Origin of the sequence: Haemophilus sp. HMSC61B11, assembly GCF_001838615.1 — a bacterium.
Classification (GTDB): domain Bacteria; phylum Pseudomonadota; class Gammaproteobacteria; order Enterobacterales; family Pasteurellaceae; genus Haemophilus_D; species Haemophilus_D parainfluenzae_AD.
Genome location: NZ_KV837971.1, coordinates 149,076 through 164,764 on the forward strand (window position 1 = coordinate 149,076; position 15,689 = coordinate 164,764).

Consider the following 15,689-nt stretch of genomic DNA (forward strand, 5'->3'; position numbering starts at 1 on the left):
ACGAGGGCGAATCATTTCGCCCTTTTTTCGTTTTTTACTTTATGGATAATCAATGAATTGGCAAACTGAACTTAACTCAAGTTTAAGCTGGATTTTGACCGCACTTTTCTGGGTGATTGTATGCTTTAGCGTGACGACTCTCGCACTCAAGCAAACCACATTCGGTCAGAAATTTTGGCATATTGCATCCCCTTCGATTAATCGCCGTAACGGCATCAAAATTATCGTTATGCTACTGGTGTTGTTTACGATGATTTTGTTAGAAGTACGCTTCAGCGTACTCAACTCTTTTTTCTACAATGGGCTTTATAGCTCAATGCAGGAATTAGATGCGGATAAGTTTTGGTTCTTTGCAAAACTGAATGCCCTCTTAGTATTGGTACAAGTTATCCACTCCATCGCCGATTATTTCTTGCAACAAGTATTTGAAATCCGTTGGTTGGAAAGCTTGAATAAAGCCCTTGTTAAACGATGGTTAGAAAATAAAAAATACTATCGCCTCAAATACGAAAAAGATCTGCCCGATAATATTGATCAACGTATTGAACAAGATGCACGTGAATTTATCAGTAGTACCGTCAAAATTGTGCGCGGTATGATTAATTCTATTCTGACTACCATTGAATTCACCATCATTCTTTGGTCACTTTCTGGAATATTAAGTCTTTTCGGTTTGAATATCGAAAAAGGCGTCGTTTTCTTTATTTATGCCTTTATTATCCTGGCAACATTAATGTCTGTATGGATTGGTCACCCTTTGATCAAGCTGAACTTCAATAAAGAAAAACTCAATGGTGACTACCGTTATTCTTTAATTCGAGTGCGAGATAATGCGGAAAGTATTGCATTCTATCAAGGTGAATTGCAAGAACAACATTTATTGAAAAACAAATTTGCCGAAATTATTCATAACCGTTGGGCAATTGTATTAAGAATGTTGGGATTAGACGGCTTTAATGGAAGCGTCACGCGCGTTGCAAAACTCTTACCGTTAATGCTGCAAGCACCTCGTTTTTTCACTGGACAAATCAAACTGGGCGATATGCACCAAACTGTGCAAGCATTTAACCGATTAATGACCGCACTTTCTTTCTTCCGTTTGTTCTATGAAGAATTTACGCTCTACCAAGCGCGTTTAAATCGTCTTTATGGTTTTATGACTAAGTTGGATGAATTAGATCATTCAGAGATTCATCAACCCATGAAATGTTCTAACCGTGTTGCATTGTCAAACTTTGGTATTAAAGACGAGCAAGGCAGATTGTTGCTTAATAACTTAAATATTGAACTAAAAAATGGTGATGCTTTATTAATTCAAGGTCCATCTGGCACAGGGAAAACATCTCTATTAAAAGCGATGGCCGGAATTTATCCTTTTGAGACAGTAGGTCTGGTAGAACACCCTTGCGTGACTAGTTTGTTCCTACCACAACGTCCTTATATGCCACAAGGCACGTTACGTGAAGCGATTTGCTATCCAGATATTAATCCTTATCATCCTGAATTGGAAAAAACACTCGCAGATTGCTGTTTGGATAAATATCTTCATAGTCTTGATATAGATAACGATTGGCAAGCTATTTTGTCACCGGGTGAATTACAGCGTGTGGCATTTATTCGAATTTTACTGACGAAGCCTGAAGTGGTCTTTTTAGATGAAACCACATCAGCACTTGATGAGCCAACAGAGTATCTCCTTTATAAAACGATTAAAGAACGTTTACCGGATATGATCATTTTAAGTGTGGGTCATCGCTGTACATTACATCAATTCCATAATAAACAGCTAGATTTAGCGGTGTGTATTGTGTAACCAACCAAAAAGGCTAAATTGATATTTAGCCTTTTCTTTTCCATCCCTTAACAAATGAGTTGAACTTGCACAATGCTTGCTACACACCCCAATCCCCCCTATAATTCCCCCAATTTTTCTAATTCATTTTCACAATGTCAAATAAAACCATTGCTAAAAATACGCTATTTCTTTATATCCGAATGCTTTTCAACATGGGGGCCATGCTGTATATCTCTCGTGTGGTATTACAGGTATTGGGTGTAGAAGATTTTGGTATCTACAACATTGTGATGGGGGTGGTAGTCCTATTTTCTTTTTTTAATGGCACAATGACCGCCACCACACAGCGTTTTATTAACGTAGAAAAAGCCTCGAATGACATCCAACGAGTCAATAAAGTCTTTAATATTAGTATCTTAAATCATCTACTCATTATTTTTATCGTATTCCTGTTAGCCGAAACTGTCGGTTTATGGTTTTTAAATCACAAATTGGTGATCCCCACTGAACGCTTGCAAGCCGCGAATATCGTTTACCAATTAGCATTAATTATTGCTCTCGTTGAAATTATCAAAGTGCCATTCAATGCCATGATTGTTGCACACGAGAAAATGGGATTCTATGCTTGGTTGGGATTAGGTGAAACCATTTTAAAACTGACTTCTGTCTTTATCTTAAGTCATATCACGCATTACGATAAGTTGATTACTTATGGCTGCTTATTGCTTTCAGTCAGTTTAATCGTGCTCTCTCTTTATGTGTTATTCACTAAGTATTATTTCAAAGAAGCCGCACGTTTCCGTTTATATAAAGATTTAAGCAAAACCAAAGAATTGGTGAGTTTTTCCGGTTGGATGCTCATGGGACAAGTTGCCTATGTGGGTTCGACCCAAGGCTTGAATATGGTATCAAACTTATTCTTTGGCGTGGCAGTCAATGCAGCTGTCGCCATTGCGACCCAGGTAGAAGGTGCGGTTTATAGCTTTGTGAATAATTTCCAAATGGCGGCTAATCCGCAGTTAGTGCAGTCTTATGCGGCAAAAGATTACGATCGCAATCGCCAATTAATTCTTGGTATTTCAAAATACTCACTTTATTTAATGGCGATTCTCTCTGCCCCTGTATTGTATTTCACCCATACCTTACTGACATTTTGGCTAGGTGATCATCTTCCGCAATATACTGAGCAACTCGTACAAGCTATTATTGCTTGCTTATTAATCAGTGCAATGGCAGGGGCATTTTGGATGAGTGCATTAGCCATTGGCACATCCACCGTAAAACAATACAATATCATCGTCGCATTAATCGATCTTTGTACGGTGCCTTTGGCTTATTATTTGTTCACACTAGGTTATAATCCAGTATTTGCCTTTGTGGGTAAATTTAGTACGATGGTCATCTCACAACTCTATCGATTATATTTTATTAATAAAAAAATTAAATTTAACCACAAAGAATTTGTCTCATATTTAGTGAATGTCGGCGTGGTGTTTGGCCTACTATTAGGTATCATCTATATATCCGATACCACCCGCAGCTATTCTTTATTGGAATTTATTGGACAATCCATCATTTTAGAAATGGTATTAATCTGTGTCATTTTAATCTTCGGATTAAACACAGCAGAAAAAAATTTCTTGTTTAGCTATTTAAAGAAAAGAGTAAAAAATGAATCAACTCCTTATTGATTTAAAAAACAAACTGAATCCTATTGTCGAACTGATCAAAGATAAAAACGACGTATTTTATTTCGACTACCCACTTCATTTGAACGTGGGCGATTTGCTGATTTATCACGGAGCCGAGCAATTTTTTAAAGATCACCATATTAATGTGACCTTAAAACGTTGCGAATATGATTTAGATCTTGAAGAAGTTAAAGCGAAAATTACACCAAACACCACCATCCTTTTACATGGTGGCGGTAATTTTGGCGATCTTTATCCGCAGCATCAAAAAATCCGCGAAGAAATGGTGACGAATTTCCCGAATAATCGAATTATTGTGTTGCCACAAACTGCTTATTTTAAACACGAAGAAAATCTGCAAAAATCAGCCACACTGTTCCGTAGCCACAGTGATTGCCATCTACTGGCTCGTGACGAAAGAACAGCGAATCTATTTGCACAATTTTCAAATCATGTTTATTTGTCACCGGACATGGCGCATCAGCTTTATGGCACCATGGAAACGAAACAAGGCAAAACTGGTGAGCAGCTTTACTTCCTACGTAAAGATATTGAAGCGAGTGATATCGAGAAAAATATCCTTGCTCAACTGCCTGCTAACAGCAATGTAAAAGACTGGGAAGATATTCTTTCAACAGAAGACGATGTTGTTTTAGCAGTAAGCTGGCGAATGAGTAAAATGGCCAATAAATTTGGTCTGGGTTGGCTGAAAGATCTCTGCCATCAGTTTTGGTATGCCTATACTCAACGCATTGTAAAACGTGTTGCACAAGTATTCTTAGCGAATGATAAAGTCACCACAACTCGCTTACATGGTCATATTTTCTCTTGCTTGTTAGAAATTCCAAATCGTGTTTGCGATAACTCTTATGGTAAAAATAGTAGCTATGCCAAATTATGGACCAAAGAGCTAGATTTTGTTGAATTGGATAAATAATGTTTGAATTGAAAAAACTGATTACAGCCATGATTCTTCCCCCATTTAATATTTTAATTTTATGGGGACTTTCACTTATTCTAGCTAAATTCAATTTCAAAAAATTAAGCCGAATTTCGACCGCACTTGGTTTCTATCTACTCTATCTTTTAAGCATTCCTTACACGGCACAAGTACTTAAAGATAGTCTCATTACTGAAGATCATTTAACACTGCAAGATTATCAACAAGCTCAAGCGATCGTTTTACTTGGCGGTGGTTTACGTGATAGTAAAGAGCTTTATGCGCCATTAGCGTCAACAGGTATTCAACTTGAACGCTTACGCTATGCCGCATTCTTGCAAAAAGAAACGCACTTGCCACTATTAATTACAGGGGCGAGTCCAACTGGCGCCATTGAAGCAAAAATCGCCTCGGAAGAGCTCCAAAACTTCTTTAATGTGCCAACTAAATGGATTGAACCTAAAGCACTGACTACCAAAGAAAATGCGCTTTTCACCAAACAAATGTTGGAAAAAGAAGGTATTCACAAAATTATTTTAGTCACCAATGAATGGCATATGCAACGTGCAAAATTATTGTTCCAACAACAAGGTTTTGATGTGTTACCTGCAAGTGTAGGCGAAGGCATTACGCCTGACAGTTATGGACTCAATATGATGCATTTTATTCCACAAGGTGGCGCGATTACGAAAAATATGCAATTACTCAAAGAGTGGATTGGATATTGGAAAGAGCGCTAAAGTGCGGTCAAAAGATCACAAATTAGATAATGTTAAGAGGAAGAAAACATGAGTCAAATTACACGCGAACAAATGCTTCAAGTATTCGAAAATCGCTGCTCCACACGTTATTACGATCCGAATAAAAAAATTAGCCAAGAAGATTTTGCGGCAATTCTAGAATTTGCTCGTTTATCACCAAGCTCTGTTGGTTCTGAGCCTTGGAAGTTCTTAGTGATTCAAAATAAAGCATTACGCGATAAACTCAAACCTTTTAGCTGGGGTATGCAATATCAATTAGATGATTGTAGCCATTTAGTGATCATTCTTGCGAAGAAAAATGCACGATATGATACACCTTTCTTCCGTGATGTAGCGGTGCGTAGAGGTTTACAAGGTGAGCAGTTAGAAAAAGCCTTGGCAAAATATAAAGGCTTACAAGAAGTTGAAATGAAAACCGCAGAAAGCGAGCGTGCATTATTTGACTGGACAAGCAAACAAACCTACATTGCATTAGCCAATATGCTAACTGGTGCTGCCGCTATTGGTGTAGATTCTTGCCCGATTGAAGGCTTTAACTACGATAAAATGAATGAAGTTTTAGCCGCTGAAGGGCTCTTTGATCCAAATGAATGGGGCGTATCTGTGGCAGCAACATTTGGTTATCGTGCGAGAGACATTACCAAAAAATCTCTTAGACCAATTGAAGAAATCGTTACTTGGGTTGAATAATCTATTTTCAAATAAATGGGCAGCAAACGCTGCCCTTTTCTTTACCCACCAAACAAGGCTGCGCCACCTGTTACAGCCTCCATCGTGCCATATAACAAGCTTAGTGCAAAAAAGATCATAATTGCGCCCGCAATACATTTGATCATGGCCTCACCTTTTTGATTAGACCCCGCTAAACCATACCAATGGCCTAATCGAATCGCAACATTTCTCGCATAGCGTACTAACACTGCAAAAAGCGAAAGCATTAATCCCGTACCCAAAGACATGGCAAACGTAGCTAAAATTCCCCACCAATACAGATCTAGCATATAGGCAAGAAAGAGCACGAAAATAGCCCCACTGCATGGTCGCATGCCAATAGTCAAAATCACTAATAACTGAGATTTTAAATCTCCCGACTGCTTAAGCTGTTGATGATTGGGCAAATGTTGATGCCCACAACTACACTGTGTCTGACTTACTTTTCCTTGCTCATATCGAAAAGGCGAAGCTGTTCCAATCTGTTTTGGTAATGATTGGATCGATGTAATACGAAAATATTGTTTTTTCTTTAAACCTTTCAAGCCTTGAGCAATCCAATAAATCCCTAACAACACTAATAAAATTAGAGCGCTACGTTCCAGCCATAACTGGCTAAGTTTAAAATATTTAGAGGAAAGATTAAGTATCACCACCACAATGGAGGTTGCAGCAACTGCGACAAAACCTTGCATGAGAGAGGAAAGCAAGCTTAAGCGTATGCTGGTCTTAAGTTGACTTTCGTGCGTAGAAAGATAACTAGCGATAATAAATTTGCCATGCCCAGGCCCTAATGCATGTAATACACCATAAGAAAAGGCGGCAAAAATCAACCACAATCCTGCCGTTGATGAATGTGCTTGAATCTGATGGAGATTTTCAGAAATCAACTGATTAAAGGCTTTTTGCCAATCAGCAACTTGCACAAACAACCAAGGTAATAATGCGAAGATAATCGCTAATAAACCAATAAAAAGTGCGGTCAGTTTTAACTTCATTTTTATTCACACTTAATTTTTACTTTCTGCGCAAACAATACACCAAGAGAATCATCTTCATTTTTTTGCGATTTATCCAATGATGATGCGTAAGATTGAATTTTTTCATCGACATTAGGTTCCAGCACCTCGCCTTTGCAGTTTGCAGGAAGTGATGAAAAATCAACCGCTCTTTTGCCAGTTTCTGCATACCGCATTGCCACATAATAAGTGCGGTCATAAGTCATCAGCGTAAATTCATTATTTTGCAAGGCCTGTGGCTGAGCTAAAAGAAAATCAAAATAATATTCCACCTCGTTCCCTTTCACACGCATACCGTAATTTTCAGGGTGTTTTGTGTATTTAATTTTATGATTTTCTTTATCAAAGACATAACTAAAGTAATGTTCATTCACAACGTTCGCCATGACTTCATCAGTTAACTTCTGTTGTGCGGCCTTATCTCCTTTCGCCTGTTTCACATCATACAGGACGGCTGAAGAACTGGCTTCATCCAGTAACCACCGCGTCGAAAAACCAATTAATTGATTATCTTTCACTAAGGGTTTCGTTTGCATATCGATGAATGCGTGGGGATGCGCTAGCGCTGAAAAAGGTGAAATCAGCAATAATCCAAGAAGTAATTTTTTAAACATAAATAAGAAAAAAGAGTGGCTAAATGATTGAATAGACAGATTTTATCACAAGCAGTTCCCAATCAAAATCGAATAAAAATCAGTCTAAAAGTAAAAAATCCTGTGATTTTATTGATTTTTATCAAAAAATGATTCATTCGCATTTCCCTTATAACTGAAATTTATGTACTATCTGTTTCGTCAAGTGATTGCTTGATATTCATAAAGTTCCTAAATAAAATAATCATAAATATAGCTAAACTACTTTCCTACCACCCTGTATGGGTGGTTTTTTTTGCCTTTCAAATAGCTTATTCCCTAAACATCAAGTAAAATAGCCGCACTTTTATTCATAACATCGAGAGAATTATGTCAACGCAATTTGTATATACGATGCACCGTGTCGGCAAAGTGGTGCCACCGAAGCGTCATATTTTGAAAGATATTTCTTTAAGCTTCTTCCCTGGAGCTAAAATCGGGGTGCTAGGCTTAAATGGTGCGGGTAAATCAACCCTGTTACGCATTATGGCGGGTGTGGATAAAGAGTTCGAAGGTGAAGCGCGTCCACAACCAGGTATTAAGATTGGTTATCTTCCACAGGAACCAAAACTTGATCCGCAACAAACTGTGCGTGAAGCGGTAGAAGAAGCCGTTTCTGAAGTAAAAAATGCACTGACTCGTTTAGATGAAGTTTACGCACTTTATGCAGATCCTGATGCGGATTTCGATAAACTAGCAGCTGAACAAGCAAACCTTGAAGCGATTATTCAAGCACACGATGGACATAATTTAGATAACCAATTAGAACGTGCGGCTGATGCATTACGTTTACCTGATTGGGATGCCAAAATCGAACATTTATCTGGTGGTGAACGTCGTCGTGTGGCGCTTTGTCGTTTATTACTCGAAAAACCAGACATGCTCTTATTGGACGAGCCAACCAACCACTTAGATGCAGAATCTGTAGCATGGTTAGAGCGTTTCTTACATGACTACGAAGGTACTGTTGTGGCGATTACCCACGACCGTTACTTCTTAGATAATGTTGCAGGTTGGATCTTAGAGCTTGACCGTGGTGAAGGTATTCCTTGGGAAGGTAACTACTCTTCTTGGTTAGAGCAAAAAGAGAAACGTTTAGAGCAAGAACAAGCGGCTGAAAATGCGCGCCAAAAATCGATTGCGAAAGAGTTAGAATGGGTACGACAAAACCCTAAAGGTCGTCAATCGAAAAGCAAAGCTCGTATGGCACGCTTCGATGAGTTGAACTCTGGTGAATACCAAAAACGTAACGAGACCAATGAACTCTTTATTCCACCTGGTCCACGTTTAGGTGATAAAGTGATTGAAGTAGAACATCTTACTAAATCTTACGGCGACCGTACTCTAATTGATGATTTATCATTTAGCATTCCTAAAGGTGCTATCGTGGGTATTATCGGAGCGAATGGTGCGGGTAAATCAACCCTATTCCGCATGCTTTCAGGTCAAGAACAACCCGATAGCGGCTCAATTACAATGGGTGAAACGGTTGTACTTGCTTCTGTGGATCAATTCCGTGATTCAATGGATGATAAGAAAACCGTATGGGAAGAAGTGTCTAACGGACAAGATGTTCTCACTATTGGTAACTTTGAAATTCCAAGCCGTGCCTATGTTGGTCGCTTTAACTTCAAAGGCGTAGATCAACAAAAACGCGTGGGCGAATTATCTGGTGGTGAACGTGGTCGTTTACACCTGGCTAAACTTCTACAACGTGGTGGTAACGTACTGTTACTGGACGAACCGACCAATGACTTAGACGTTGAAACTTTACGTGCGTTAGAAAATGCGATCTTAGAATTCCCTGGTTGTGCCATGGTGATTTCCCATGACCGTTGGTTCTTAGACCGTATTGCGACTCATATTTTAGATTACGGTGATGAAGGTAAAGTGACTTTCTATGAAGGTAACTTCTCTGACTACGAAGAGTGGAAAAAGAAAACCTTAGGTGAAGCCGCAACACAACCACATCGTATTAAATATAAGCGTATTGCAAAATAAGAAATTAAAGTGCGGTTATTTTTGACCGCACTTTTCCTTTTACATCTGGAGTGATTATGTTAGTTTATTTGCACATTGTTTGTGCATTTTTAAGTTTAGGATTATTAATTATCCGTGGGGGAATGCAATTAAGTGGGAAAGATTGGCGAGCGATTAAGCTGCTAAAAATTTTACCGCACTTAGTTGACACACTTTTAATCGCGAGTGGCTTAACGATTTTTTTCTTGGTCGGTTATCAGTTACAAAGCTGGCTCATCATGAAAATTATCATGCTTGTGCTTTATATTTTCTTCTCGGCTAAATATTTTAGTCGCAAAGCTACAAATCCAAATAATGTATTTCTGGCATTTGCTGTATTAAGTTTCTTGGGCGCAATTTTCTTTGCTTACCAACCAAACTTTATGGAAGGCTAATTATGAAAAAATCCATCTTCAATTGAAGAGGGATTTTTTGTCTTATCTTAACCACCGGCTAATTTTACTTTAAACCCTTTTTGTTCTAAAAGTTGTTTAATTAAATCGCGTTTTTCACCTTGAATCTCAATGTTGCCGTCTTTAACCGAACCACCGCAACCACAACGTTTTTTAAGTTCAGCGGCTAACTTTTTCAATTCATCATCAGCTAAATCTAGCCCAGTAATCACTGAAACGCCTGCGCCTTTTCGACCACTGGTTTGTTTTTGGATGCGAACCACACCATCACCTTTAGGGCGTTGTACCGGCTCTTTTTGCACTTTAATTCGACCGACTTCGGTAGAATAAACTAATGTACTCTCAGCCATATTACTCAATTGATGCATTAATTGAACGAAGCACTTCAGCTGGGTTTTCAGCTTGCGTAATTGGACGACCGATTACTAAATAATCAGAACCAGATCGAATAGCTGCAGCTGGTGTCATGACGCGACGCTGATCTCCAAAATCACTACCAATAGGACGAATCCCTGGGGTGACTAATTTAAAATCAGGACCACAAGTATTGCGTAAAATCTCCACTTCTTGTGGTGAACAAACGACTCCATCTAATCCCGCACGCTGTGTTAAATGCGCAAGACGTAAAACGTGTTCGAGTGGTGAAGAATTAATGCCAATTTGTAATAAATCTAAATCTTCCATACTTGTCAATACGGTCACTGCAATTAATAAAGGGGCATCTTTTCCATAAGGTTCGAGAATTTTTTTCGCCTCTTCCATCATTTTTAAACCACCACTAGCATGGACATCCACCATCCATACGCCTAAATCAGCCGCAGAGCGCACTGCTCTTGCCACAGTATTCGGAATATCATGAAATTTAAGATCGAGGAAAACATCAAATTGACGCTCGTGCAATTGCTTAACGAAACTGGTTCCTAGTGTAGTAAACATTTCTTTACCCACTTTTAAACGGCATAAGCTTGGATCAATTTGATCCACGAGGGATAGTGCTTGTGCTTCCGTTTCGTAATCCAATGCAACGATTATTTTGCTATTCATAATTTTACCTCACTGTGTCAATTAATTATGTTCTGGTTTGATGGATTCCCACTGTTTGCAAGAAGGACAATTCCACATTAATTTATGGGTCTGATAACCGCAATTTGAGCAACGGTAGCCAAAGCCTTGCTTAATTCTCTCACCGACCATTTTATGTAGCAAAATTAAGCTTTCTTTACCTCGTCCTTCCTCTGCATCATCAATTTGGAATTGAATAAAACGGTGGAAAATAGATGTACTTGGATGTTTTGTGAGTTGTTGATAAAGCTTTGATTGCGCTGCACTCTTACCATCTTTCTCTTCAATCACGCTTGCTAACATTAAATCTACTTTCGTATTGTTAATCTGCTGGCTGGCTCGAATCAAGAATAACTCAAAGTTATCTCTCTCTCCTAATTCATCATAGCAATATTTGAGTGTTTTCAACACTTCTCCAATGTAAATTGGATTTTGATTAAGAATATTCTCCAAAAAATGAATGGCTTGACGGTAGTTTTTATCTGCCATTTCTAAATCAGCAAGCAGCATTGATGCTCTCACACTGGTTGGAGATACATTCAACGCTTTTTGTAAAATACTGCGTTTTTCGACCACACTTTCAAGTTCACCACTTAAGGAATATTCACAATAACATTGTGCTAATTCCACATCATTTTCTTTAGGGGAAATTTTGGCTAGTTTTTCTGCAATATTAACCGCTTTTTTCCATTCTTTTGTTTTTTGGTAAATCACTAAAAGCTGTTGTAGTGCATTTTCAGCGAATTCAGGCTCATCTACCATGATTATGTAAAGGGCTTCTGCTCGGTCATAAAAACCCACCGCCATGAAATCCTTAGCGAGTTGCTGTTTAGCTAATAATTTTTGTTCGAAAGAGTAATTGGGACTACGATCGAGGGCTTGATGGATACGTAAAGCACGATCCACTTCACCTCTAGAACGGAAAAGATTACCGAGCGTTAGCTCAGCCTCAAATTGTGAATTGCTTTCAATTTCATTTTCGGTTTCTTGTTTTTGTAACATATCAAGAAACAAATCAACAGCTTTATCCGTTTGATTAGAAAGCAAAAAATTGACCCCCGTGACATAATCACGGGAGAGTTTATTATTAATATTTTCCTGATCTTTCTTGGCACTCCGATGCCCCATATACCAACCATAAGCGGCGGCTATTGGCAGAAGCAGAAAGAGTAATTCAAGCATTATACTGCCTTATCGCGGGTAGTAGTTAATTCGTTAATTTGTAAGGTTTGACGTTTAACTTGACGCGCTAACGACATATTTTTGAATTTTAATTTTAAGTAGAATAATCCAGTAATTAACCAACCTAAAATTAATCCAAAACCAAATAAAATGGCAACTAATGTTGAAAGTTGGAATTGGCTTTCAGCAACAATATAGTTAAAGGTGATTACTTGATCATTATTCGCCCCTATAGTTACCGCAACGAGTACAATAGCCAGCACAATAATGAGTCCGAGAATATATTTAATCATCACAATCTCCTTTGTTAAGAATAGGTTCATTATGCCAAAATTTGTAATAAAAAACGACACCTAAGTGTCGTTTTATTGATATCGATTGAATGTTTAAGCAAAAACATTTACGCGATCTTTTAATTCTTTACCCGCTTTAAAGTGCGGTACAGATTTAGCATCTAGTTTTACAGAATCACCTGTTTTAGGATTACGACCTACTCGCGGTTGACGATGGTGTAAAGAGAAGCTACCAAAACCACGAACTTCAATACGATTACCCTCTTCTAAAGATTGTGCAATGAGCTCAAGAATATCTTTTACAATACCTTCTACTTCTTTTGCGGATAAAGTTGGGTGCTTTGTTGATAGATTTTCAATTAGTTCAGATTTAGTCATCGTCAACTCTCCTTTAAATTTATACTTAAACTTGTTATTAAGACTTACAGGTAATGTATTAGTTCATAATAAATTACCGCTAAATCCTTGTTAATTATAGTGGGTAGTAATAAGGCTGAGCCAACGACCCAGCCTTATTTATGTGAATTAATTATTCACCTTTAGCTGCTTTGAAAGCTTCAGCCATTGCGTTTGGAATAGCAACATCTTCTTGTTTGTTATTCACGTTTGCAACTGCAGCTGCTTCTTCAGCTTGATCTTTCGCTTTTACAGATAAGTGAACGATACGTGCTTTACGATCAACACCTGTGTATTTCGCTTCAACTACATCACCCGCTGCAACTTCATTTGTTAAGTCTGCTGCACGGATATAACCTTCAATGCCACCTGCTAATTCAACTTTAGCACCTTTAGCGTCAGCTTCAACAACAGTTGCAGAAACTACTGCACCTTTTTTGTTAACTGCTACGAAGTTGTTGAATGGATCATCTTCAAGTTGTTTGATACCTAAAGAAATACGTTCTTTCACTGCATCTACTGCTAATACTACTGCAGAAACTTCGTCACCTTTTTTGTAGTTACGAACTGCTTCTTCACCTGCAACATTCCAAGAAATGTCAGATAAGTGAACTAAACCGTCGATACCACCTTCAAGACCGATGAAGATACCGAAATCAGTGATTGATTTGATTTTACCAGTAACTTTGTCGCCTTTGTTGTGAGTTTCAGCGAATTGAGTCCATGGGTTAGGTTTGCATTGTTTTAAACCTAAAGAAATACGACGACGTTCTTCGTCAACTTCTAATACCATTACTTCAACAGTATCGCCAAGGCTTACAACTTTAGATGGGTGGATGTTTTTGTTAGTCCAATCCATTTCAGAAACGTGAACTAAGCCTTCAACACCATCTAAGATTTCAACGAAACAGCCGTAGTCTGTTAAGTTAGTTACTTTACCTGTTAATTTGCTGTTTACTGGGTGGTTTTCAGCAATAGCAACCCAAGGATCTTGACCTAATTGTTTTAAGCCTAAAGATACGCGAGTACGATCTTTGTCAAATTTTAATACTTTAACAGTTACTTCGTCGCCTACATTCACGATTTCGCTTGGGTGTTTAACACGTTTCCAAGCCATATCAGTGATGTGTAATAAACCGTCAACGCCACCTAAATCTACGAATGCACCGTAGTCAGTTAAGTTTTTAACGATACCTTTAACTTCTGAACCTTCAGCTAGGTTCTCAAGGATTTGTTCACGTTCTTGGCTGTTTTCAGATTCGATCACTGCACGACGAGAAACAACAACGTTGTTACGTTTTTGATCTAATTTGATTACTTTGAATTCTAATTCTTTACCAAGTAAGTGATCTGCTTCACGTGCTGGACGAGTGTCAACTAATGAACCTGGTAAGAATGCACGAACACCGTTTAACTCAACTGTGAAACCGCCTTTCACTTTACCGTTGATTAAACCGATAACGGTCGCTTTATCTTCGTAAGCTTTTTCTAATTCAATCCAAGATTCGTGACGAACAGCTTTCTCACGAGAAAGTTTAGTTTCGCCGTAACCATCTTCAACTGCATCTAAAGCTACGTTTACTGTGTCGCCAACTTTAACTTCAAGTTCACCTTGAGCGTTTTGGAATTCAGCAACAGGAATTGCAGATTCAGATTTTAAGCCTGCATCAACAAGTACAAAGCCTTTTTGAATAGCAACAACAGTACCGCTAACGATTGAACCTTGACGGGTTTCAAGGCCTTTTAATGATTCTTCAAAGAGTTGAGCAAAAGATTCTGACATATAAATAATCTTCTTAATTTAAGTTAATAACATCCACATTAAGATCCATAAAATGCGGGGTTGAGGATAAATGTCTATTCTTCCTTGAATAAACAGTTAAATCGAAATTGACGCTTTTTGTTGAATATAATCCAACGCTTGAGCAATGACCTCATCAATACTCAATGTTGTGCTATCTAACAATAAAGCATCGTCAGCCGGTTTCAATGGCGCAACCTCACGATTTCTATCGCGAAAATCACGTTCTTGTATCTCGGCTAAAATCTGTGCAAAGTTACCATTAATTCCCTTATTTTGCAACTGTTTATAGCGTCTTTTTGCACGTTCTTCCGCACTTGCATCTAAAAACAGTTTAACTTGTGCATTTGGGAAAACCACGGTTCCCATATCTCGACCATCCGCAATCAGTCCATCATTTTTACCAAAATCCTGCTGAAGTTGCAGTAAAGCTGACCGCACTTTTGGGAAAACCGCTACTTTTGAAGCTGCTTCCGCCACTTCTTGCGTACGGATTAAATGACTCACATCCATCCCTCCAAGAAGCACATCGACTTCTCCATTCTTTGGAATGAACTGAATATCTAAATGACGCGCTAACTCCGCTAATCCTTCTTCATCGGTTAAGTCTGCATGACGTTTCAACGCAGCCAATGCCGTCACGCGATAAATGGCACCACTATCTAATAAGGTAAAACCTAACTTTTCTGCCAATGCGTAACAAAGTGTTCCTTTCCCTGCCCCACTTGGACCATCAACGGTGATAATTATCCCCATCATCTCTATCCTTTTACTTTTCAAAAACCGATATATTATAGACATAAATAATTTATTTCACTAAAGATTCTTTTGCCAAATGTTAAAAATAATCACCTATCACAGTTCTAAATAAACATTGATAATTCATATAAAATTTAAAGAAAAAATATCAGCTCTTAATCCTCTCCTATAATATCAAGGCAAACTCCACGGATACAAAGAAAAACTTCAATAAT

General features: G+C 38.2%; 16 protein-coding genes. 7 read left to right on the forward strand and 9 right to left on the reverse strand.

Going from position 1 to position 15,689, the window contains the following annotated elements:
* Window positions 1-52 precede the first annotated feature (52 nt).
* From HMPREF3263_RS04930 to HMPREF3263_RS04950, 5 genes are all read left to right on the forward strand, one after another.
* The gene (locus tag HMPREF3263_RS04930) at window positions 53-1,813 is read left to right on the forward strand and encodes an ABC transporter ATP-binding protein/permease (RefSeq protein ID WP_070853042.1); all 1,761 of its coding nucleotides are present in this window, start codon (window positions 53-55) and stop codon (window positions 1,811-1,813) included.
* Between the two features lie 134 nt (window positions 1,814-1,947).
* The gene (locus tag HMPREF3263_RS04935) at window positions 1,948-3,486 is read left to right on the forward strand and encodes a lipopolysaccharide biosynthesis protein (protein ID WP_070853043.1); all 1,539 of its coding nucleotides are present in this window, start codon (window positions 1,948-1,950) and stop codon (window positions 3,484-3,486) included.
* Window positions 3,467-4,423: a polysaccharide pyruvyl transferase family protein gene (locus HMPREF3263_RS04940; protein WP_070853044.1), complete on the forward strand. Its 957-nt coding sequence runs from the start codon at window positions 3,467-3,469 to the stop codon at window positions 4,421-4,423. Before HMPREF3263_RS04935 ends, HMPREF3263_RS04940 begins: the two co-directional genes overlap by 20 nt.
* Window positions 4,423-5,166: a YdcF family protein gene (locus HMPREF3263_RS04945; RefSeq protein WP_070853045.1), complete on the forward strand. Its 744-nt coding sequence runs from the start codon at window positions 4,423-4,425 to the stop codon at window positions 5,164-5,166. The genes HMPREF3263_RS04940 and HMPREF3263_RS04945 overlap by 1 nt, the downstream gene beginning before the upstream one ends.
* A gap of 48 nt (window positions 5,167-5,214) precedes the next feature.
* Window positions 5,215-5,877: an NAD(P)H-dependent oxidoreductase gene (locus HMPREF3263_RS04950; protein ID WP_070853046.1), complete on the forward strand. Its 663-nt coding sequence runs from the start codon at window positions 5,215-5,217 to the stop codon at window positions 5,875-5,877.
* Window positions 5,878-5,918: 41 nt separating this feature from the next.
* On the opposite strand, the gene zevB is transcribed toward HMPREF3263_RS04950, so the two are convergent.
* Window positions 5,919-6,896 carry a zinc transporter permease subunit ZevB gene (gene zevB, locus HMPREF3263_RS04955; RefSeq protein WP_049371151.1) on the reverse strand — a complete coding sequence of 326 codons (978 nt, stop codon included), beginning with the start codon at window positions 6,894-6,896 and terminating at the stop codon, window positions 5,919-5,921.
* 2 nt (window positions 6,897-6,898) lie between these two features.
* The gene (gene zevA, locus HMPREF3263_RS04960) at window positions 6,899-7,531 is read right to left on the reverse strand and encodes a zinc transporter binding subunit ZevA (protein WP_070853047.1); all 633 of its coding nucleotides are present in this window, start codon (window positions 7,529-7,531) and stop codon (window positions 6,899-6,901) included.
* Between the two features lie 348 nt (window positions 7,532-7,879).
* On the opposite strand from zevA, the gene ettA reads away from it, so the two are divergent.
* Both ettA and HMPREF3263_RS04970 read left to right on the forward strand, forming a co-directional pair.
* Window positions 7,880-9,550, forward strand: a complete 1,671-nt coding sequence (gene ettA / locus HMPREF3263_RS04965; protein ID WP_070853048.1) for an energy-dependent translational throttle protein EttA — start codon at window positions 7,880-7,882, stop codon at window positions 9,548-9,550.
* Between the two features lie 56 nt (window positions 9,551-9,606).
* Window positions 9,607-9,963 (forward strand): SirB2 family protein, encoded by a 357-nt coding sequence (locus tag HMPREF3263_RS04970; protein ID WP_070853049.1) that lies wholly within the window; start codon window positions 9,607-9,609, stop codon window positions 9,961-9,963.
* A gap of 47 nt (window positions 9,964-10,010) precedes the next feature.
* On the opposite strand, the gene yciH is transcribed toward HMPREF3263_RS04970, so the two are convergent.
* The 7 genes from yciH to cmk all read right to left on the reverse strand — a co-directional run bounded on the left by yciH (window position 10,011) and on the right by cmk (window position 15,471).
* Window positions 10,011-10,331 (reverse strand): stress response translation initiation inhibitor YciH, encoded by a 321-nt coding sequence (gene yciH, locus HMPREF3263_RS04975; protein ID WP_005698480.1) that lies wholly within the window; start codon window positions 10,329-10,331, stop codon window positions 10,011-10,013.
* Window position 10,332: 1 nt separating this feature from the next.
* Window positions 10,333-11,025 carry an orotidine-5'-phosphate decarboxylase gene (gene pyrF, locus HMPREF3263_RS04980; protein WP_005695919.1) on the reverse strand — a complete coding sequence of 231 codons (693 nt, stop codon included), beginning with the start codon at window positions 11,023-11,025 and terminating at the stop codon, window positions 10,333-10,335.
* Between the two features lie 21 nt (window positions 11,026-11,046).
* Window positions 11,047-12,225: a lipopolysaccharide assembly protein LapB gene (gene lapB / locus HMPREF3263_RS04985; RefSeq protein WP_005695918.1), complete on the reverse strand. Its 1,179-nt coding sequence runs from the start codon at window positions 12,223-12,225 to the stop codon at window positions 11,047-11,049.
* Window positions 12,225-12,518: a LapA family protein gene (locus HMPREF3263_RS04990; protein ID WP_005698462.1), complete on the reverse strand. Its 294-nt coding sequence runs from the start codon at window positions 12,516-12,518 to the stop codon at window positions 12,225-12,227. The genes lapB and HMPREF3263_RS04990 overlap by 1 nt, the downstream gene beginning before the upstream one ends.
* A gap of 93 nt (window positions 12,519-12,611) precedes the next feature.
* Window positions 12,612-12,896: an integration host factor subunit beta gene (locus HMPREF3263_RS04995; RefSeq protein ID WP_005695916.1), complete on the reverse strand. Its 285-nt coding sequence runs from the start codon at window positions 12,894-12,896 to the stop codon at window positions 12,612-12,614.
* A 151-nt stretch (window positions 12,897-13,047) separates the two neighbouring features.
* The gene (gene rpsA / locus HMPREF3263_RS05000; RefSeq protein WP_005698518.1) at window positions 13,048-14,697 is read right to left on the reverse strand and encodes a 30S ribosomal protein S1; all 1,650 of its coding nucleotides are present in this window, start codon (window positions 14,695-14,697) and stop codon (window positions 13,048-13,050) included.
* Window positions 14,698-14,793: 96 nt separating this feature from the next.
* Window positions 14,794-15,471, reverse strand: a complete 678-nt coding sequence (cmk, locus tag HMPREF3263_RS05005) for a (d)CMP kinase (protein WP_070853050.1) — start codon at window positions 15,469-15,471, stop codon at window positions 14,794-14,796.
* Between the last annotated feature and the right edge of the window lie 218 nt (window positions 15,472-15,689).